The following is an 18,863-nucleotide window of genomic DNA, read 5'->3' on the forward strand; positions in this document are numbered from 1 at the left end:
AAACAACAATGGCACGGATGAAATTCCTTTGCGACGCCGACCGCTGCATCGAGTGCAACGCCTGCGTCACCGCCTGCAAGAACGAACATGAAGTGCCCTGGGGCATCAACCGTCGGCGCGTCGTCACCATCAATGACGGCCTGCCGGGCGAACGATCGGTGTCGATGGCCTGCATGCATTGCACCGATGCGCCCTGCGCCAGCGTCTGCCCGGTGTCGTGCTTCTACACCACCGGCGACGGTGTGGTGCTTCACTCCAAGGACACCTGCATCGGCTGCGGCTACTGCTTCTACGCCTGCCCCTTCGGCGCGCCGCAGTACCCGCGCGTCGGCAACTTCGGCACACGCGGCAAGATGGACAAATGCACCTATTGCTCGGGCGGGCCCGAAGCCGACATGACCGAGGCAGAATATGTCCGCTACGGCACGAACCGCCTGGCCGAGGGCAAGCTGCCGCTTTGTGCCGAGATGTGTTCGACCAAGGCGCTTCTCGCGGGTGACGGTGACATCATCGCCGACATCTACCGTGAGCGCGTGGTCACGCGTGGCTATGGCTCGGGTGCCTGGGGCTGGCGCACGGCCTATGGCGAAACCGTTGCGGTCTGATCGCGAGCGAGGGAGACGGAAAATGACACTCAAGACACTCGCAGCGCGGTGCCTGGGCCTGCTGGCGGTGGTGCTGCTCATGGCAGTATCGGCGCCCCAGCTTTCGGCGCAACAGATCAACCCCACCCAAAGCTCGGTCCAGGAACAGCAGCTTCTCGAGGCGCTGCAGGGCGGGCAGAACCTGTCGGGCCGGGTCACCATCCCGGACCAGCGCGCCGCCGACCTGATCAAGCCGGGCAACCCCGGCTGGGCAAACCTGCATGGCGGCACCATCACGACGCTTTTCGTCGTATCGGTCGTGGGCGTTCTTGCTGCTCTTCTGCTGTTCTACCTCATCCGCGGTCGGATCCGGGTGGACAGCGGGCTTTCGGGGCGCATGATTCCGCGCTTCGGCGGGCTTGAACGCTTTGCTCACTGGATGCTGGCGGCCAGCTTCATCATCCTGGCGCTCACCGGTCTCAACCTCGTGATCGGACGGGCGGTGATCCGTCCGATCATCGGCGAAGGCGCCTTTGGCACGATGACCGCCTGGGGCAAGCTTGCGCATAACTATCTGGCCTGGCCGTTCATGATTGCCTTGGCGATCGTGTTCCTTGTCTGGGTGGTGCACAACATCCCCAACAAGGTCGATCTCGAGTGGATCAAGCAGGGCGGCGGTATCCTCAAGAAGGGCGTTCACCCGCCGGCAAAGAAGTTCAACTTTGGCCAGAAGATGATCTTCTGGGCAGTGGTGATCGGTGGTGCGGCGCTTTCCTTCACCGGCGTCATGCTGCTTTTCCCGCATCTGGCCGGCACGCCCGCCGACTGGCAGCTTTATCAGGTGATCCACGGTGTCGTGGCTGCCATCCTGTCGGCGATCATCATCGCGCATATCTATATCGGCTCGGTCGGCATGGAGGGCGCCTTTGACGCAATGGGCAAGGGCGAGGTCGATCTGAACTGGGCCAAGGAGCACCATTCGCTCTGGGTCGATGAGATGATGGCCAAGGACACCAAACCCCAAACCCGCGCTGGTACCGTCGGCACCCCGGCCGAATAACCGGCACGCCGCCATTACCGTTGGCCCGGCACCTGCTGCCGGGCCTTCGTCACGAAAAGAGCCCCCATGTCTGATCGCGCCGCCGCAGAACTGGAACAAAGCATACGCGCAGCACTTCAGGCTGTGCCGCTGCCCGATGGCACTGCGTTGGGTCAATCGGACCGGCTTGCGGGCTTCAGCCTGAACGGCGGCAGCCTGACCACCACGATCCGGATCACCCCGGAAGAAGCCGCAACCTTCGCACCGATCCGCGCGGCGGCCGAGGCTGCCCTTGGACAGATGTCATCCGTGACGCGGGCAATGGTGGTGCTGACCGCAGAGCGCGGCGCCCCACCCGATCTGCGTGCGCCTTCGAAACCCGACGCGAAGCCCGCGGCCAAGCCGCCGGTCCTGCCCGACGTGCGCCATGTGATTGCGGTGGCCTCGGGCAAGGGCGGCGTGGGCAAATCCACCACCACGGTCAATCTGGCCCTTGGGCTTCGCGCGCTTGGGCTGAAGGTCGGCATTCTCGATGCCGATATCTACGGCCCGTCCCTGCCCACGCTTCTGGCCCTGCATGGCAAACCGCGCGTGGATGCCAACCGCCAGCTTCTTCCCTCCGAGGCGCACGGGATCAAGGCCATGTCGATCGGGCTTCTGGTGGATGAGGAAACCGCGATGATCTGGCGGGGGCCGATGGTCATGTCGGCCATCACCCAGATGCTGGCCGAGGTGAACTGGGGCGCGCTGGACGTGCTGCTGATCGACATGCCACCGGGAACCGGCGATGCACAGCTTGCCATCGCGCAGGGCGCCCCCCTGCGCGGCGCGATCATCGTTTCGACGCCGCAGGATCTCGCCCTGATCGATGCCCGCCGCGGGATCACCATGTTCCGCAAGGTGGACGTGCCCATTCTGGGGATGGTCGAAAACATGGCCCATTTCATCTGCACCGACTGCGGGGCGCGGCATGACATATTCGGCTCGGGCGGCGCTGAAGCCGAAGCCGCGCGCCTCGGCGTTCCCTATCTGGGCGCCGTGCCCCTGACAATGGAGTTGCGCGCCGCCTCGGACCGCGGACGACCCGTGGTGGCCTTCGAGCCCGACGGCGTTCTGGGGCGCGTCTATCAGGATATCGCGCGCAACCTTGTCGCACGCCTGCCTGCGTAATTTCATGGTTCAACAGGCGGGGTTTCCGCTACACTAGCCATCCAAAGAGGAGGATGAAGGAATGAAAGCGTTTCTTGCAGCGATTGTCGTCGCGATCGGCGTCGCCGCCGGTGCGGCCTTTGTTCTGGACAACACGTTCCAGATCACAAGCCCCGAGGCCTTCACCACCGAAGGCGCGCGCCCCGGCGAACCGGGCCGCAATCTTATCCAGTACTGAGGGTCAGACGCCGAAGCCCGCGTAGGGATAATAACGAACCGGATCGCCCGGCCGCACATGCCGGGCGTCATCACCCAGTTCGACCAGCCCGCGCGCCCAGCTCAGCCCGCTGATCCGGCCGGACCCTTCCGAGGCAAAGACTTCGGCATGGCCGTGCGACGTCAGACGCGCGCGCAGATACTCCCGCCGGCCTGCCTTCTTGCGCTTCTCGAATGCGGCGGGGACATCAAATCCCAGGGGTTCCAGCCAGCCGGCACCGGCCAGAAGCGACAGCGCGGGCCGTGCAAAGATCAGGGCGCAGACAAAGGCCGCGACCGGGTTGCCCGGCAGACCGAAGACCGGCATGTCACCCCACATCGCCAGCGCGAGCGGTCGACCTGGCTTCATCGCGATGCGCCAGCTTGACAGTTTCCCCTCGGCGCGCAGCAGCGCCGAGACGTGGTCTTCATCCCCCGCCGAGGCTCCTCCCGAGGTCAGCACGACATCCGCCTGCAGCCGCGCCGCATCAAGTCGCCGGCGCAGCGCGCCTCGATCATCAGGCACATGCCCCAGATCCACGGGGCAATGGCCCCATCGCTGCGCAAGCGCCAGAAGCATGGGGCGGTTCGCGTCGTAAAGGCGATGCGGCTGCTTGATCACCCTTCGTGGATCGGGCTCGATTTCATCGCCCGTGGACAGAACGCCGACCCGCAGGCGCTGCCGAACCTGCACGGCACTGATCCCGGTCGCCGCCAGCAGAGCGAGATCGGGCGCCGCAATGACATGGCCCGCCGCAAGGGCAACCGTGCCTTGCGGCAGATCCTCGCCCGCGCGCCGCGTATTGGCGCGGGCCTTGACGGGCCCATGAAAGGCGATATGGGCGCCGTCGGTGGCGGTGTCTTCTTCAAGAACCACCGTATCCACGCCGTCGGGCAGGATGGCCCCGGTCAGGATCCGCAGCGCACGCCCCGCCGGAAGCGCACCCGCAAAGGGCGCGCCGGCCGCCGCACGCCCCGGATGCAGCGGCAGATGATAGGGTCCGTCGCCGACGAGACAGGAATGCGCAAAGCCATAACCGTCCACCGCCGCATTGGCCGCCGGCGGATTGGCACGTGACGTGACCGCATCCGTGGCCAGAACCCGTCCCAGGGCTTCCGTGGCGGGCAGGCTCTGGGCGCCGGTGATCGGATGCAGGCGCTGGCGTAGCAGCCCCAGCGCCACATCCACAGGCGTCCAGTCCACCCCCGGCGGCAGGGCGAAGCAATCGTTCGACAGCCGCGGCGGCTCCAGCGACGGCAGCAGCGCCCGCTCCAGGGCCTGCTGATGGCCCACGCCCAGGATCCAGCCCTCTTCCGCCAACCGCGCCGATTGCACCGGCGGCCGGAACAACGCCTCAAGCCCCTCGCCCTGCTGCCAGAGCGCCCGCGCCAGAAGCCGCACCTGAACCTCATCGCGGATCGACGCCGGATCTCTTGCCTGTTCTGCCGCGACCGCCCCTGCAAGCAGCGACGGATAGACCTCGGCCAGGACGACCGGCGCCGACGCAGGTTCGAACGGCCAGACGCCGACATGGCCGGCAAACCTCTGCCGCAACCGCGCGAGCATTGGGATGCCCAGCAACGCCTGCGAGCCTACGGCCCCGGTCGTATAAAGCTTCCAGCATGTCTGGGCGCGGGGCACATGTTCCTCGACCAGCCGCCGTTCCGGCAAGCCGTGACCGTTGCGCATTGCCCCACGTTCGGGAAGGTCGGGCAGGTCAAGCGTGGCCGGCCGCCCCCAGAAGGGGCCGATTCCCGGTAGCTGCGCATTCATCGCCGCCGCGAGGGCAAAGCGGTTGTTGCTGTTGTCGGGGCCATCCTCGACATTCCGACGAAGCCAGTCCCAGAGCGCCATCGCCCCGCCTTGCCCGGTAATCGCCGCAGCGAGGCCGGTGGGAAAACCGAAGGGGAAGTCCGCACCGATCAGCAGCCTCTCGCCGCTGGTGATCGCCTGGTCGCAAAGCGTTTGAAGATCCGCCGCCGCCGCGGCGCGGGTGCGGTGATACCGTGTGGATTGGTTCTCGGCGCTGATCTCGGCCAGCCAGATCGCATCAGGGCTCGGGCGGGCGGGCGAGGGCGCAGAGGCCGCCGACCAGTCGATGATCACGATCCGGTCAAACGGCAAGGCCGACCTCCTGCAGGATGAAGTCCGCGATGGCACGCGTATCGTCAAGGCCGAATACCGGCACGGACAGCCCCGCCAGGATCACGTTGCTTGCAACGGCGCGCACCGTCGGTTCGGTCCACGCCAGAAGGTCGCGCCCGGCTTCCTGCCGGTGCGCTTCGATCTTGGGGTGTGCGCCACGCTTGAAGCCCTCGACCAGCACCAGATCGACCGGCGACAGACGGGCCAGAAGATCGGGCAGCGATGGTTCGGCCTGGCCACGCAATTCATGCATCAAGGCCCAGCGCCCTGCCGAGGCCAGAAGCACTTCTTGAGCGCCCGCGGCGCGGTGGCGATAGCTGTCGCGCCCGGGTTGGTCCACATCGACACCGTGATGGGCGTGCTTGATCGTCGAAACGCCGTAGCCGCGGCCCGAAATCTCGGAGACAAGCCGCTCCATCAGCCCCGTCTTGCCGGTATTCTTCCAGCCGGTGACGCCATAGACCCTCATGCCTGACTCCGCAGCAAAGTCCGGGCGCGTTCCATGTCCTCGGGTGTGTTGACATTGAAGAAGGGATCGACCGCCCCTGCCGGAAAGACTGCCGTGCCCGCGCCATGCGCATCGGTCCAGAGGACGATCTTGCGCAGCCCGCCTTCCAAGGCTGCGCGCAGATCCTCGCGCAGCGCGACGGGCCAGAGGCCGAAGGTCGGATGGCGCCGCAACCGCCCCTCGCCATCGGGCGCCGCAGCCAGCGCAAGCCCCGACGCCCCGGCGGCAGCCTTCAGGCGCGCAACCAGATCCCGCGGAAAGAACGGCGTGTCCGCGGCGGCGCTGACAATGGCTGCCGCCCCCTGCTCGGCGGCCCAGTCCAGCCCCGCCAGCACCCCCGCAAGCGGCCCCGGCTGATCCGGCACCGTATCCGCCAGAACCGGAAGGCCGAGATCTGCGAACCGCGTTGGATCCCCGTTCGCGTTCACTGCCAGCCCCTGCACCTGCGGCGCCAGGCGCGCCACGACGCGGTGCAGCAGCGTCTCGCCCTCAAGGCGCAGAAGGCCCTTGTCACCACCGCCCATGCGCGTGGCGCGCCCGCCGGCAAGGATCACGCCCAGAAAAGCGTCTGTCATCACGCGTTCAGTCATCAGCGGCCCCCTTGCGGCGGTGGCGTGGTTCGTCCTCGCTCACGGCGGCGGGATCGGCGTCGCGGATCAGCCGCTCTTCGCCCGACAGGCAGACAAAGCGCCGGCCGCGCATCCGTCCGATCAGGGTCAGCCCCACCTGACGCGCAATCTCGACCCCCCAGGCGGTAAAGCCCGAACGACTTGCGAGCACCGGAATGCCCATCATCGCAGTCTTGATCACCATTTCCGAGGTCAGCCGCCCGGTGGTGTAAAGGATCTTGTCCCCCGCCGGGACCGCTTCCGACAGCATCCAGCCCGCGATCTTGTCCACGGCGTTGTGCCGCCCGACGTCCTCCATATAGACCAGCGCGCGATCCTGCCGGCACAGGACCGTGCCGTGGATCGCGCCAGCTTCCAGATAAAGGCTTGGCGTCCGGTTGATCTGATGGGCCAGCGCGTAAAGCCACGAGGTGCGCAGCGGCGTCGGCGGCAGGCTGACCCCCTGCAATCCCTCCATCATGTCACCAAAGACGGTGCCCACCGCACAGCCCGAGGTGCGGGTCTTCTTGCGCACCTTCTCCTCGTAGGTGGTCTGGCTGGCGGTGCGCACGACGACCGTCTCCAGTTCTTCGTCGTAATCGACGCCGGTGACCGTTTCTTCGGGCGCCAACATCCCCTGATTGCGCAGGAATCCCAGCGCGAGGTATTCGGGATAGTCACCGATCGTCATCGCGGTGACAATTTCCTGACTGTTGAGAAAGATCGTCAGCGGCCGCTCCTCGACCACGCGCAGATCGATTTCCGCACCCGTATGGTCGCGGCCCCGAAGAGGACGGGTCAGGCGCGGATCCTGTGGGGCAGGCCCGATGAGGAAGGGAACCTGAAGGGGGTCGTCTGCGGTCATCGCTCACCTGTTGCGGCTGTGGGCCGGTCCGTGAAACTGCAACATCGGCAGGGCTTTTGTCCAGCCCGCGCGGCGTCGCATCTGCCATTGCCGCGAAGGGTTCGGCGCCCTACCCTTGCCGGACCGAGATAGAGAGAGGCTAGGAATGCGGAAGATGCACGCGGCCCTGTTGGCGCTGCTGACCCTGGGCGTACAGCCCGTCCACGGCGACGATCTTGCGGGCCATGGCGGGCCGGTCAGCGCGCTTGCCATGGCAGGGGATGCGGTTCTGTCGGGCTCGTTCGATACGCGGGCCATCCGCTGGTCTCTGCAGCGCTCGGCGGCGGACCGGGTGTTGCATGTGCATGAAGGCAATGTCTCGGCCGTGGCCTTCGCCCCCGATGGGACGGCGGTTACCGCTGGGCAGGACGGGCGCGTCGCCATCTGGGCAGCCGAAGGCGATGCGGCGCCGGTGCTTCACCCCCTGCACGAGGCCCCGGTCGCGGCCCTGTCGATCGGACCGGATGGCAGCATCGCCTCGGCCGGATGGGACGGGCGCATCGGCGGGATCAGTGCCGACGGGCAGGCATATCACCACGAGGCGCATCAGAGCCAGGTCACGGGCGTTGCGCATCTTGAGGATGGCCGGATCGTGTCGGTCGGCGGCGATCTGCGGCTGCGGATCTGGGACGGCACGGATCCGGCCGGCGGGCTGGACCTGCCCGCGCAGCCGAACGGGCTGGCCAGGGGCAATGCAGGCCTGGCGGTGATCTTTGCGGACGGGGCGCTGCGGATCCTCGATCCGGACGAGGGAATCCTGCGGGAGCGGTTTCTGGCCGAGCGGCCACTGATCGCCGTGGCTGCCGCAGCCGGACGGATCGCTGTGGCGGGGATCGATGGCACCGTCTGGCTTCTGGACGAGGCGGGAACCAGCCCGCCGACGATGCTGGACGCGGGGCAGGGTCCGGTCTGGGCGCTGGCGCTGTCGGCGCAAGAGCTTCTGACCGGCGGTGCCGATGGCCGCATCCGGCGTTGGAGCGCGGCCGACGGCCGCCCCCTCGGCACAGGTGCAACCCGCGCGCAGGCGCAGCCCGAGGATGGCAGCCGCGGCGCCGAGGTCTGGCGCGCTTGCGCCGCCTGCCACACCGTCGGACCAGATGACCAGAACCGCGCGGGCCCGACGCTGCATGCGATCTTCGGGCGCAGGGCAGGAACTGCGCCGGGCTATGCCTATTCATCCGCATTGCGCACCCTGGATCTGGTCTGGACGCCCGAGACCGTGTCGGCGCTGTTCGAACATGGGCCGGCCAGCTTCACCCCCGGCAGCCGGATGCCCGATCAGCGCATCGCCGATCCCGCCGATCGTGCGGCGCTGATGGAGTATCTTGCCCGCGTCACGCGCTGAGGCTTCGACCCAGCGGATCAAGGATCGGCCCACCTGCCGCTGCCGCATCCTCGGCGTCATGGGTCACGAGCAGGACCGGAAGCGCCCATTCCCGCGCTCGTTCAAAGACAAACGATCGGATCTGCGCGCGACGCGCGGCATCAAGTCGTGAAAAGGGTTCATCCAGCAACAGGGCTTCAGGTTCCGCCAGAAGCGTCCGCATCAGGGCGACCCGCGCGCGCTGACCGCCCGACAGCGTCGCCGGGTCGCGCCCGCCCAGCCCGACAAGGCCGGCGCTCTCCAGCGCCTCTTCCACCTGACGCCGGCGCGCGGCACGGCCCCGAACCGTTGCCGGCAGCGCGAAGGCCAGATTGCCCGCCACCGACAGATGCGGGAACAGAACATCGTCCTGAAACAGGATCCCGACCCGGCGCCGCTGCGTGGAAAGCCCGCTCAGATCACGGCCGTTCAGCTCGATCCGCCCGGTCATCACAAACGGGGGCGCAAGATCGCCGATGATCGCCGCCAGAAGCGTCGATTTCCCTGACCCGGAGGGCCCCATGATCGTCGCGATTTCCCCCCGCCCGACACACAAGTCCAGATCGACGAGAGGCACGCCATCGCGCCGGATCGTCAGCCCCTGCAACACCAGCCCGTTCATGGACGCATCCCGCGTCGGTTCGGAAACACCACCGCCGGCAGCCCCAGCGCCAGCATGAAGGCCAGCAACGGCGCGACCATCTGCATCAGGGCAAGGGCACCCACCAGCCGGCGGTTCGCTCCGGCCGCCAGTGCGACCGCCTCCGTCGTAAGGGTGACGACGCGCCCGCCTCCGATCAGCACGGTGGGAAGATACTGCCCGATCGACACGGCAAAACCCACTGCGGCCGCGGTCAGGAGCGGGCGCAAAAGCATCGGCAGCCGCACCTGCCACAGCACGCGGCCTGGCCCGGCTCCGAGGCTGGCCGCAGCCACCCCCGCGCGCGTGTCCCAGGCCCGCCAGGGCGCGGCAAGCGCCAGGAACACATAGGGAAGCACAAAGACCAGATGGGCGAAGATCACCGCGCCGCGCCCGCCGTCCAGCCCCGTCGCAAGCATGAGGATCTGCATGCCCGGCAGGAAGGCCGCCTGGGGCACCAGCAGCGGCAACCATAACAGCCACAGGGCGCGATGCGGCGGGGGGGCACCCCGGCGGTATTCCGCCTCAAGGCAGGCGCCCACGAGTGCCAGCGCCACGGCGACGCTTGTCGCGGCGATCAGCGCCGATTCCCCGGCCGCGCGCCACAGCCCTGGCTGCGTCCAGGCCGATGCAGACAGGGTGGCGGGCAAAGGCTCCGGAAACCGCCAAAGCCCCGCCACCGACCAGAGCGCCAGCCCCGCCAGCCCGAGTGCCGCCGCCACACAGACCACCAGAACCACCGCCAGCGCCACAGCCCTCCCGGCGCCGTCCCAGGCCTGCCCCCGCGCCCCGGTTGTGAGCCACCCGCGTGCAAGCCGCGCGATCGCGGCCTCGGCCAGGCGCACCCCGAGGATCGTGACGAGAACCAGGCCGAACTGCACAAGCGCCGCCGCCGCCGCACGAAGGCGCAGGGCAAGATCCGGGTCTCCCATCCATTGCAGCAGCACGACCGCGAGCGTGGGCGGGCGTGTGGGGCCAAGGATCATCGCCATCTCGGCGGCAGACAGCCCATAGGCAAGTACCGCGTAGACCGGCAGGCGCAACTGCGGCCAGATCTGCGGCAGGACCAGCCGGAACCACGCGCTGATCCGGCCATATCCGAGGCTTGCGCCGATACGCATCGCCGCCCCCGCCCGCACCTGCCCGAGCGCCGCAAGAATCATCAGCAGCAGGAAAGGAAGCTCCTTGATCGTCAGCCCGCCGATCAGGGCAAGGCCCATCGGATCCTGCACCACCAGCGCGTCGGGCGGCCGCGTCCATCCGGTTGCCCAGGGCGACAGCCACCGCGCCACCAGCCCCGAGGGCGCGATCACGAAGGCCAGCGCTATCGCTGCAGCGGCGTGCGGAACCGAAAGCAGCGGCGAGATCAGCCGCATCATCACCCGGAAGCTCCGGCTTCCCTCAAGCGCGGCGACGATCAGCAGTGCCGCCCCCAGCGCGAGCAGGGTCGAGGCTGTTCCGGTCCAGAAGCTCAGGCGCAGCGCCGGCCAGAACCCGGGCGAGGCCAGAAGGTCGCGCCAGGCCTCAAGCCCCGGAGTGTTACGACCCAGCGCCGGGAAGTAGCCGAAGGCCGGCAGGGCCACGCCCGCCATGCCTGCAACGACCGGTCCCGCCAGCAGCAGCACCGTCGCGCTGGGCGCCCAGCCCGGAAACCGCCCGATGGGACGGCGGGGTAAGGCCCTGGCCACCACCTACTGCGCGACGCCGTAACGGCCGAGCCAGTCGGCAGCGATGCGCGTCATCCACGAGGGGTGGGGTTCGGGCAGCACCGGACCCAGCGCCTCGGGCGGGAGGGTGGCGATGCCAAGCTCCAGCGCGCGGAAACGTTCCGCATCTGCGGGCTCAAGCCGGTCCATGGCCAGAACGGTCTGAAATCCCAGAACGGCCGGATCCTGGGCGCGGGCCTGAACCTCGGGTTCGAGCAACAGGTTGGCGATGACCAGTGCTCCGGCTATGTTGCTGGCGTTGTAGGGGATGGCGACGAAGCTCGCATTGCCGATCGTGCCACCGTCCAGCACGAAGGTGCGCACCGTATCGGCCAGCTCCCCTGCGGCGATCGCCGCCGAGGCACGACCCGGGTTGAAGGCAAAGCCGATCTCGATCTCATCATCCGCCAGAAGCTGTGCCAGGGCAGGCTCATTGGCCGGATAGGCCGCCCCGCCGCGCCAGAGATGTGGCGACACCTCGTCCAGCCAGTCCCACAGCGGCGCCGTCTGCCGCGCATATTCGGCCTCGTCCACCGGGGCGGACAGGGCGCCAGCATCCGGTGCCAGTTCAAGCAACACCTGCTTGAGGAAGGTGGTGCCCAGATAATCGGGCGGTTGCGGATAGGTAAAGCGCCCCGGGTTCTGCGCGATCCAATCCGCCAGCGCGCGGATTGTGCGGGGCGGATCGGGCAAGCGGTCGGCATCATGTTCGAAGACCAACTGCGCAAGCGCCCAGGGCGATTCATAGCCCTCGATCGGCACGGTGAAATCGGTCACCAGCGCCGGGTTCGCGTCGGGATCCAGCAGCCGCCAGTTGGGCAGAGCCTCGGCAAAGCCGCCGAACAGCAGATCGTTTTCCTTCATCGCCGCGAAGTTCGCGCCGTTGATCCAGATCAGGTCGATCGCGCCGCCGGTATCGCGGCCGGCGCTTTTTTCCGACAGGACCCGTGTGACAGCGGCCGAGGTATCCGCCAGCTTGACATGTTCCAGCCGCACGCCATGGCGCGCCGCGGCCAGATCGCCCACCCATTCGATGAAGGCATTGACCCTCGGATCGCCCCCCCAGGCGTTCCAGTAGACTGTCTGGCCACGGGCTTCTGCAAGAACCGCGTCCCAGTCAGCCGGGTCGGGGCCGGCAACCGCCGGGGCGGCAAGGGCGAACGCAAGAGCGCCGGCCGCAAGAACTGGTTTCATTCGGTTTCCTTTTCCTTCAGGCAGCGTGATACGACGGGATCAAGATCCGGCAGCATCGGATCACCCTATCAGAGCGAACAGTCAGAGGAAGCACCCCATGCTTGACCGCCACCTCCGGCCGCTGATCGATCCAACCCTGAACCGGTTGGGACGCAGCCTCGCAGGCCGGGGCATCACTGCCGACGCCCTGACGCTGGCGGGATTGGCGCTGGGCATTGCCGCTTCGACAGCGGTGGTCGTCGGCGCCTTTGGCATGGCGCTTGGGCTGCTTCTGGCCTCGCGGCTGGCCGACGGGCTGGATGGCGCAGTTGCACGTGCCAGCCGGACGACCGACTTTGGCGGCTATCTGGATATCACCTGTGACTTTCTGTTCTACGGACTGTTTCCGCTGGCCTTCGTTCTGCATGACCCGCTGGCGAACGGTGTAGCCGGCGCGATCCTTCTGACAAGTTTCTACGCGAATGGCGCTAGCTTTCTGGGCTATGCAATTCTGGCCGAACGGCGCGGATTGCAAAGCAGCGCGCGCGGCGTGAAGTCGCTCTATTTCACCGGCGGGCTGCTTGAGGGAACGGAAACCATCCTGTTCTTCGTGCTGCTTTGCCTCTGGCCTGCGGGCTTTGGGCCGGTAGCGTTGATCTTTGCGGGGCTTTGCTTTCTGACCGCGCTGTCGCGGGTGCTGCTGGCGCGTCAGGTATTCCGTGGCTGATCCACGCGGTCTATGCTCGGGACCAGATCAAAGGAGCCGTCATGAAATCCGTCTTTCATCTTGCCATCCATGTAACCGACCTTGACGAAGCCCGCGCCTTTTACGGCGGCGTGCTTGGCTGCACCGAGGGGCGCAGCACCGATACCTGGGTGGATTTCGACTTTTTCGGCCATCAGCTGTCGCTGCATCTGGGCGAACCCTTCCGCACCGACCGCACCGGCAAGGTCGGCGACCATATGGTGATGATGCCGCATATGGGCGTGGTTCTGGCCCTGGAGGACTGGAAGGCGCTTGCCGCGCGGCTCGAGGAACGGCGCATTCCCTTCGACATTCCGCCGGTCGTCCGTTTTCCGGGCGAGCCGGGCGAACAGCGCACCATGTTCTTCTTCGACCCGTCAGGAAACCCGATCGAGATCAAGGGTTTCGCCGATTTCGCCTCGGTCTTTGCCGCCTAAGCGGGATGGAGGCGCCCCAGCAGAGGGAGAACCGGGATGACCGAGGCTGGTAACGGCGCGGCCGCGTGGCGCTTCCTGGTGCTGATCTGTGGAGGGGTGGTTCTGTCGCTGACCACCTGGTTTTCCGCCACGGCGGTGGTGCCGGAGCTGACGGTGGCCTGGGATCTTTCGGTTTCGGGTGCGGCCTGGATGACGAATGGCGTGCAACTGGGGTTCGTCTGCGGCGCGCTTCTGTCGGCCGGGTTGAACCTGCCGGACCTGCTGCGGCCTGAACGGCTGATGGCAGGTGCGGCGCTGCTCGCGGCGGCTGCGAACCTGACGCTTCTTGTCGAACCCGGCCAGGCCGGGGCCATTGCGGCGCGGGTCCTGACGGGCTTTGCTTTGGCGGGGGTCTATCCGCCCGCTCTCAAGCTCATGTCCACATGGTTTCGCAAGGGGCGCGGGCTGGCGCTGGGCCTGCTGATCGGGGCGCTGACGCTGGGTTCGGCGCTGCCGCATCTCTTTCGCGGGCTTGGCGCGGCGCTCGACTGGCAGACGGTCGTGACGACAAGTTCGGCCTGCAGCCTGGCGGCCGCGCTTCTGTTCCTGTTCACCCTGCGCGAAGGCCCCTATCCCTTTGCCGCAGCGCGCCTTGATCCGCGCCAGTTCGGCGTGGTTCTGCGCAGCCGGGCGCTCATGCTCGCCAATATCGGCTACTTCGGGCACATGTGGGAGCTTTACGCGATGTGGGGCTGGTTTCTGGCCTATGCCGCGGCCGCCAGCCCCGCCGCCCTTGGCGGGAATCCGTCGCTTCTGACCTTTCTGGTGGTCGCAGCTGGCGTGCCGGGCTGCATCCTCGGTGGCATCCTGTCGGACCGGATCGGACGCAGCCTGACGACCGCGATCCTCATGGGGCTGTCGGGCAGTTCGGCGCTGGCGATCGGCCTTGCCTTCGACGGGCCGACATGGGCCTTCGTCACCATTGCCCTGATCTGGGGCCTGACCATCGTGGGGGATTCCGCGCAATTTTCCGCCGCGGTGACCGAACTCGCGGACAGCCGGTTTGTCGGTTCGGCGCTGGCCCTCCAGCTTGGGCTGGGCTTCGCCCTGACGGTTCTGGCCATCTGGCTGACACCCGCTGTTGCCACCTGGCTTGGCAGTTGGCGCTGGGCCTTCCTTGTGCTGGTGCCCGGACCTCTTGCCGGAGTGACCGCGATGCTGTTGCTGCGCCGTCATCCCGATGCACAGCGCATGGCGCAGGGGCGACGCTGAAAGCGCCACCCGGAAAACCAATCGCCCCTGCGTCTGCACAAATTTTCATCAATCGCGCCACAGCCTTGATGAGGTCCAGAATTCGCTTGACCAGAACGGCGGGTTTCCGCTTGTTTGGACCAATCAGATAAATGGTCCGCACCAATGGCGAAAAGATGACAGATCAGGCGCCGGAACCGGCCTCGAACGAGAACTCTAATTTTGCCTTGGCCGCGATGCGCAGCCTGCTGCGAAGCGAGTTCGGCGCAAACGGCAAGTTGCCGCCAGAACGCGGGCTGGCAGAACGGCTGGGGGTCAGCCGCCGTGCCATCCGCCGCGCGCTCGAGGTGCTCGAGGCCGAGGGCCAGATCTGGCGGCGCCAAGGGTCGGGCACCTATGCCGGGCGCCGCCCCGACAGTCTCAGCGATCATGTCAGCGCGATCGTCAGCGAGACCGATTACATGGAGATCATGGAGGTCCGCCTGCGGATCGAACCGCAACTGGCGCAGCTTGCCGCATTGCGCGCCCGGCCGGCCGACATCGCGCGGATGCGGGAGCTGGCCCAGAAGCTCGACAGCAGCCAAGATGCGGATTCCCGCGAACTGTGGGATGGCGCCCTTCACCGGCAGATTGCTCTGGCGGCGGACAACCAGTTGTTCCTCGCGCTCTTTGACGTGGTGAACCGCGTGCGCCAGGATGAGGCATGGCAGGCGCTGCGGGAACGCGCCCGAAGCACTGCGGGCTCGGCCGGTCTGGCCCAGGCCCAACATGCGGCGATCATCGAGGCGATCGCCGCCCACGACCCGCAACGCGCGGGCGAGGCGATGCATCAGCACCTGATGATGCTGCAGGAAATCCTCCTCGAACAAAGCTCGACAGATTTTGCAGCGGCCGCACCAATGGCGGCCGCCGCGACGCACCAGCAACCAACAGGATAAGATAATGAAACACAAAGCTCTCGGTATCACACCGCTGCTTGCCGCGCTGCTGTGCGGAGCGCTGGCGGCACCGGCCGCGGCACAGACGCTGCGCATCGGCCTTCAGGATGACGCGGACGTTCTGGATCCGGACGAATCGCGCACCTTCGTCGGGCGGATCGTCTATACCGCGCTCTGCGACAAGCTGATCGACCTGACGCCTGAGCTTGATTTCGTTCCGCAGCTTGCAACCGCCTGGGAATGGCAGGATGACGCGGCGCGGCTGGTGATGACGCTCCGCGAAGGCGTGGTTTTTCATGATGGCACGCCCTTCGACGCCGCGGCCGTGGTCGCCAATATCGAGCGGTCGATCAACCTGCCCGAATCCCGCCGCAAGAGCGAGCTTGCCTCGGTCGCGAGCGTCGAGGCGACGGGCGAACACGAGGTGACGTTCCACCTGCACAGCCCCGATGTGACGTTGCTCGCGCAGCTCTCCGACCGCGCCGGCATGATGATTTCGCCGACCGCAGCGGAAGCCGCGGGTGCCAATTTCGGCAGCGCGCCGGTCTGTTCGGGGCCGTTCAAATTCGTCGAGCGCGTGCAGCAGGACCGCATCGTGCTGGAGCGGTTTGCCGATTACTGGAACGCGGATGAAATCCACCTCGACCGGGTGATCTACCTGCCGATCCCGGATACCACCGTGCGGCTTGCCAACCTGCGGTCGGGCGATCTGGACATGATCGAGCGGGTCGCGGCCTCGGATGCGGCGACGGTGCGGGCTGACAGCAGCCTGACCTATGCCGATGTGGTGGGCATCGGCTATCAGGCGATCTATGTGAACATCGCCAATGGCGCGCGCTCGGAAAACCCGATGGGGCAGGAAAAGCTGTTGCGGCAGGCCTTCAGCCTGGCCATCGACCGCGAGGCGCTGAACCAGGTCGTGTCGGAAGGCACGAACATGGCCGGCAACCAGCCCTATCCGCCCACCAGCCCCTGGTTCAACGAAGCGATCCCCGTCCCCGAGCGTGATCTTGAACGCGCCCGCGCCCTGATGGCCGAGGCCGGCCATGACCGCGTCGATGTCGAGATCCAGGCCGCCAACAACCCCGTCACCATGCAGCAGATGCAGGTGATCCAGGCGATGGTGGGCGAGGCGGGCTTCAACGTGCAACTGCGCGCCACGGAATTCGCGACCCTTCTGTCCGAACAGACCGCCGGCAACTTCCAGCTGTCGCGGTCCGACTGGTCGGGGCGCGTGGATCCCGATGGGAACATCCATCAGTTCGTCAGCTGCGGCGGCGGCATCAACGACAGCAAGTATTGCAACGAAGAGGTTGATGCGCTGCTGAACGAGGCCCGCACCCTGACTGACCCGGCCGCGCGCAAGGCGCTTTACGATCAGGCCGGCGCGATCCTCGACGACGATCTGCCGATCATCTATCTTGGCCACCAAAGCTGGATCTGGGGGATGCGCAACAACGTGACCGGCTTCGAGCCCTATCCCGACGGGATGATCCGCCTCGAGGGCGTCCGCAAGGACGGCTGACCCGCCTTCTTTCACGTCGCCGGACCGGGCGGAACCCTTCGCCCGGTCCTCCTATTGGGGATACTGCCCATGTTGATCTACATCGCAAAACGGGTGCTGGTGGCGATACCAACGCTGCTCATCATCTCGGTCTTCGTCTTTGCGCTGCAAAAACTTCTGCCCGGTGACCCGGTGCTTGCCCTTGCCGGCGAGGATCGCAACCCCGAAGTGCTGGAGTTCCTGCGCGAGAAATACCGCCTGAACGACCCGGTTCCGGTGCAATACCTGCACTGGCTGGGCAATGCGTTGCAGGGCGATCTGGGCGTATCCTTGCGCACGAACCAGCCGGTGCTGGAACTGATCCTGCAAAAGCTGCCGGTGACACTGCAACTGGCGGTCATGTCGATGTTCTTCGCCTTCCTTGTGGGGATTCCGGCGGGAATCCTCGCTGCGGTGAAGAAGAACACCCTCACCGATTACCTGGCCAACCTGGTGGCGCTGTCGGGCCTGTCGGTTCCCAACTTCTGGCTGGGGATCATGCTGATCCTGCTGATTTCGGTCAATCTTGGCTGGTTGCCTGCCTCGGGATATGAATCGATCTTCGTCGATCCCTGGCGATCGATCCAGACGATGATCATGCCTGCTTTCGTGCTGGGCACGGCGCTTGCCGCCACGCTGATGCGCCACACCCGCTCGTCGATGCTGGGCGTGCTGCGGTCGGACTATATCCGCACTGCGCGCGCCAAGGGCCTGTCGGACCGCGACGTGGTGATGAGCCACAGCTTCCGCAACGCGCTGCTGCCGATCGTCACCCTGTCGGCGCTGCTGTTCGGAGAGCTTCTGGCAGGTGCCGTCCTGACCGAACAGATCTTCACCATCCCCGGCTTTGGCAAGCTGATCGTCGATGCCGTGTTCAACCGTGACTATGCGGTGGTTCAGGGGGTCGTGCTGTTCACCGCCTTCGGCTTCATCGTGATGAACATCCTCGCCGATGTGCTTTATGTCCTTCTCAACCCGCGTATGAGGGCCAGCCTGTGAGCATGACCGAAACCGCCCCCCGCACGCCCCAGAACACTCCGGCCACCGATCCGGCACCGCCCCGCAGCGGCAGCCGCGCCTGGCGCAAGCTGCGCGCCAACAAGGGTGCGGTCGTAGGCTTTGGCATCGTGCTGTTCTTCACCTTCCTGGCCATTGCCGCGCCTTTCCTTCCCATCGCCGACCCGATGCAGACCAGCTGGACCGCGATCCGCCAGGCCCCCTCGGCCGAGCATTGGCTGGGAACCGACGACATCGGCCGCGACATTCTTTCGCGCATGATCTGGGGCGCGCGCGCCTCGCTGATGGCGGGGGTGTTCTCGGTGGGGATCGCGCTGGCGCTGGGGGTACCGTTCGGGCTTCTGGCCGGATATTTCGGCGGCTGGACCGACATGATCATCTCGCGCGTCACCGAAGCCTTCCTGGCAATGCCGTTCCTGATCACGGCGATTGCGCTTGCGGCCTTTCTGGGCCCGAACCTCACCAATGCGATGATCGCCATCGGCCTGTCGGCGATGCCGATCTTCATCCGCCTGACGCGCGGCCAGGTCATGGCGGTGAAGCAGGAAGACTATGTGGAAGGTGCGCGCTCGATCGGGCTGGGCCACTGGCAGATCATGACGCGCTATATCCTGCCCAATGCGTTCCAGCCGATCCTGGTGCAGGCGACCCTGACCATCGCGACCGCGATCATCGCCGAGGCAAGCCTGTCGTTCCTCGGGCTGGGCCAGCAGCCGCCCAACCCCAGCTGGGGCTCGATGCTGAACACCGCCAAGAACTTTCTGACCCAGGCGCCCTGGATGGCCATGTGGCCGGGCGCCGCGATCTTCCTGGTCGTCATCGGGTTCAACCTGATGGGCGACGGGCTGCGCGACGCGCTTGATCCGCGCGAAGCATGA

At 66.6% G+C, this 18,863-nt stretch carries 19 protein-coding genes; 12 read left to right on the forward strand and 7 right to left on the reverse strand.

The annotated features are described in order from the left end of the window. Positions 1–8 precede the first annotated feature (8 nt). The 4 genes from fdh3B (at position 9) to ACFQXB_RS17185 (ending at position 3,010) form a co-directional block, all read left to right on the forward strand. Positions 9–605: a formate dehydrogenase FDH3 subunit beta gene (gene fdh3B, locus ACFQXB_RS17170; protein ID WP_377406317.1), complete on the forward strand. Its 597-nt coding sequence runs from the start codon at positions 9–11 to the stop codon at positions 603–605. A 22-nt stretch (positions 606–627) separates the two neighbouring features. Continuing rightward, positions 628–1,644, forward strand: a complete 1,017-nt coding sequence (locus ACFQXB_RS17175; protein ID WP_377406320.1) for a formate dehydrogenase subunit gamma — start codon at positions 628–630, stop codon at positions 1,642–1,644. Between the two features lie 66 nt (positions 1,645–1,710). Continuing rightward, positions 1,711–2,793, forward strand: a complete 1,083-nt coding sequence (locus ACFQXB_RS17180; protein ID WP_377406323.1) for an Mrp/NBP35 family ATP-binding protein — start codon at positions 1,711–1,713, stop codon at positions 2,791–2,793. A 61-nt stretch (positions 2,794–2,854) separates the two neighbouring features. Continuing rightward, complete coding sequence (locus ACFQXB_RS17185; protein ID WP_377406325.1) at positions 2,855–3,010, forward strand: hypothetical protein; 156 nt, start codon at positions 2,855–2,857, stop codon at positions 3,008–3,010. A gap of 3 nt (positions 3,011–3,013) precedes the next feature. On the opposite strand, the gene ACFQXB_RS17190 is transcribed toward ACFQXB_RS17185, so the two are convergent. Genes ACFQXB_RS17190 through ACFQXB_RS17205 form a run of 4 tightly spaced genes read right to left on the reverse strand, consistent with a single transcriptional unit; the run spans position 3,014 to position 7,154 of the window. Beyond that, positions 3,014–5,152 (reverse strand): molybdopterin-binding protein, encoded by a 2,139-nt coding sequence (locus tag ACFQXB_RS17190; RefSeq protein ID WP_377406328.1) that lies wholly within the window; start codon positions 5,150–5,152, stop codon positions 3,014–3,016. Further along, positions 5,142–5,642, reverse strand: a complete 501-nt coding sequence (gene mobB / locus ACFQXB_RS17195; protein ID WP_377406331.1) for a molybdopterin-guanine dinucleotide biosynthesis protein B — start codon at positions 5,640–5,642, stop codon at positions 5,142–5,144. Before mobB ends, ACFQXB_RS17190 begins: the two co-directional genes overlap by 11 nt. Beyond that, positions 5,639–6,271, reverse strand: coding sequence for a molybdenum cofactor guanylyltransferase MobA (gene mobA, locus ACFQXB_RS17200; protein WP_377406333.1), 633 nt, complete (start codon positions 6,269–6,271; stop codon positions 5,639–5,641). The genes mobB and mobA overlap by 4 nt, the downstream gene beginning before the upstream one ends. After that, positions 6,264–7,154, reverse strand: coding sequence for a formate dehydrogenase accessory sulfurtransferase FdhD (locus ACFQXB_RS17205; RefSeq protein WP_377406336.1), 891 nt, complete (start codon positions 7,152–7,154; stop codon positions 6,264–6,266). The genes mobA and ACFQXB_RS17205 overlap by 8 nt, the downstream gene beginning before the upstream one ends. 154 nt (positions 7,155–7,308) lie before the next feature. Between ACFQXB_RS17205 and ACFQXB_RS17210 the strand changes: the two genes are divergently transcribed. Beyond that, a complete protein-coding gene (locus ACFQXB_RS17210) occupies positions 7,309–8,538 on the forward strand; it encodes a c-type cytochrome (RefSeq protein WP_377406338.1) in 1,230 nt (409 codons plus the stop codon). On the opposite strand, the gene ACFQXB_RS17215 is transcribed toward ACFQXB_RS17210, so the two are convergent. From ACFQXB_RS17215 to ACFQXB_RS17225, 3 genes are all read right to left on the reverse strand, one after another. Next, positions 8,528–9,178, reverse strand: a complete 651-nt coding sequence (locus ACFQXB_RS17215) for an ATP-binding cassette domain-containing protein (RefSeq protein WP_377406341.1) — start codon at positions 9,176–9,178, stop codon at positions 8,528–8,530. The two genes, ACFQXB_RS17210 and ACFQXB_RS17215, sit on opposite strands and share 11 nt — an antisense overlap. Further along, complete coding sequence (locus tag ACFQXB_RS17220; protein WP_377406383.1) at positions 9,175–10,788, reverse strand: ABC transporter permease; 1,614 nt, start codon at positions 10,786–10,788, stop codon at positions 9,175–9,177. Before ACFQXB_RS17220 ends, ACFQXB_RS17215 begins: the two co-directional genes overlap by 4 nt. Before the next feature lie 99 nt (positions 10,789–10,887). Further along, on the reverse strand, positions 10,888–12,096 hold the full coding sequence (locus tag ACFQXB_RS17225) for an ABC transporter substrate-binding protein (RefSeq protein WP_377406344.1): 1,209 nt from the start codon (positions 12,094–12,096) through the stop codon (positions 10,888–10,890). 97 nt (positions 12,097–12,193) lie between these two features. Here ACFQXB_RS17225 and ACFQXB_RS17230 point away from each other — a divergent pair, with 97 nt between their 5' ends. The 7 genes from ACFQXB_RS17230 to ACFQXB_RS17260 all read left to right on the forward strand — a co-directional run bounded on the left by ACFQXB_RS17230 (position 12,194) and on the right by ACFQXB_RS17260 (position 18,863). Next, positions 12,194–12,802 (forward strand): CDP-alcohol phosphatidyltransferase family protein, encoded by a 609-nt coding sequence (locus tag ACFQXB_RS17230; RefSeq protein ID WP_377406346.1) that lies wholly within the window; start codon positions 12,194–12,196, stop codon positions 12,800–12,802. 41 nt (positions 12,803–12,843) lie between these two features. Continuing rightward, a complete protein-coding gene (locus ACFQXB_RS17235) occupies positions 12,844–13,257 on the forward strand; it encodes a VOC family protein (protein WP_377406348.1) in 414 nt (137 codons plus the stop codon). A 36-nt stretch (positions 13,258–13,293) separates the two neighbouring features. Beyond that, the gene (locus tag ACFQXB_RS17240) at positions 13,294–14,508 is read left to right on the forward strand and encodes an MFS transporter (RefSeq protein ID WP_377406351.1); all 1,215 of its coding nucleotides are present in this window, start codon (positions 13,294–13,296) and stop codon (positions 14,506–14,508) included. Positions 14,509–14,663: 155 nt separating this feature from the next. Then, positions 14,664–15,425: a FadR/GntR family transcriptional regulator gene (locus ACFQXB_RS17245; RefSeq protein ID WP_377406353.1), complete on the forward strand. Its 762-nt coding sequence runs from the start codon at positions 14,664–14,666 to the stop codon at positions 15,423–15,425. Between the two features lie 4 nt (positions 15,426–15,429). Beyond that, complete coding sequence (locus ACFQXB_RS17250) at positions 15,430–16,950, forward strand: ABC transporter substrate-binding protein (RefSeq protein ID WP_377406356.1); 1,521 nt, start codon at positions 15,430–15,432, stop codon at positions 16,948–16,950. Between the two features lie 69 nt (positions 16,951–17,019). Continuing rightward, positions 17,020–17,967, forward strand: coding sequence for an ABC transporter permease (locus ACFQXB_RS17255; protein WP_377406358.1), 948 nt, complete (start codon positions 17,020–17,022; stop codon positions 17,965–17,967). Positions 17,968–17,969: 2 nt separating this feature from the next. Continuing rightward, on the forward strand, positions 17,970–18,863 hold the full coding sequence (locus ACFQXB_RS17260; protein ID WP_377406360.1) for an ABC transporter permease: 894 nt from the start codon (positions 17,970–17,972) through the stop codon (positions 18,861–18,863).

This window comes from Halodurantibacterium daqingense (assembly GCF_042666235.1).
Classification (GTDB): domain Bacteria; phylum Pseudomonadota; class Alphaproteobacteria; order Rhodobacterales; family Rhodobacteraceae; genus Halodurantibacterium; species Halodurantibacterium daqingensis.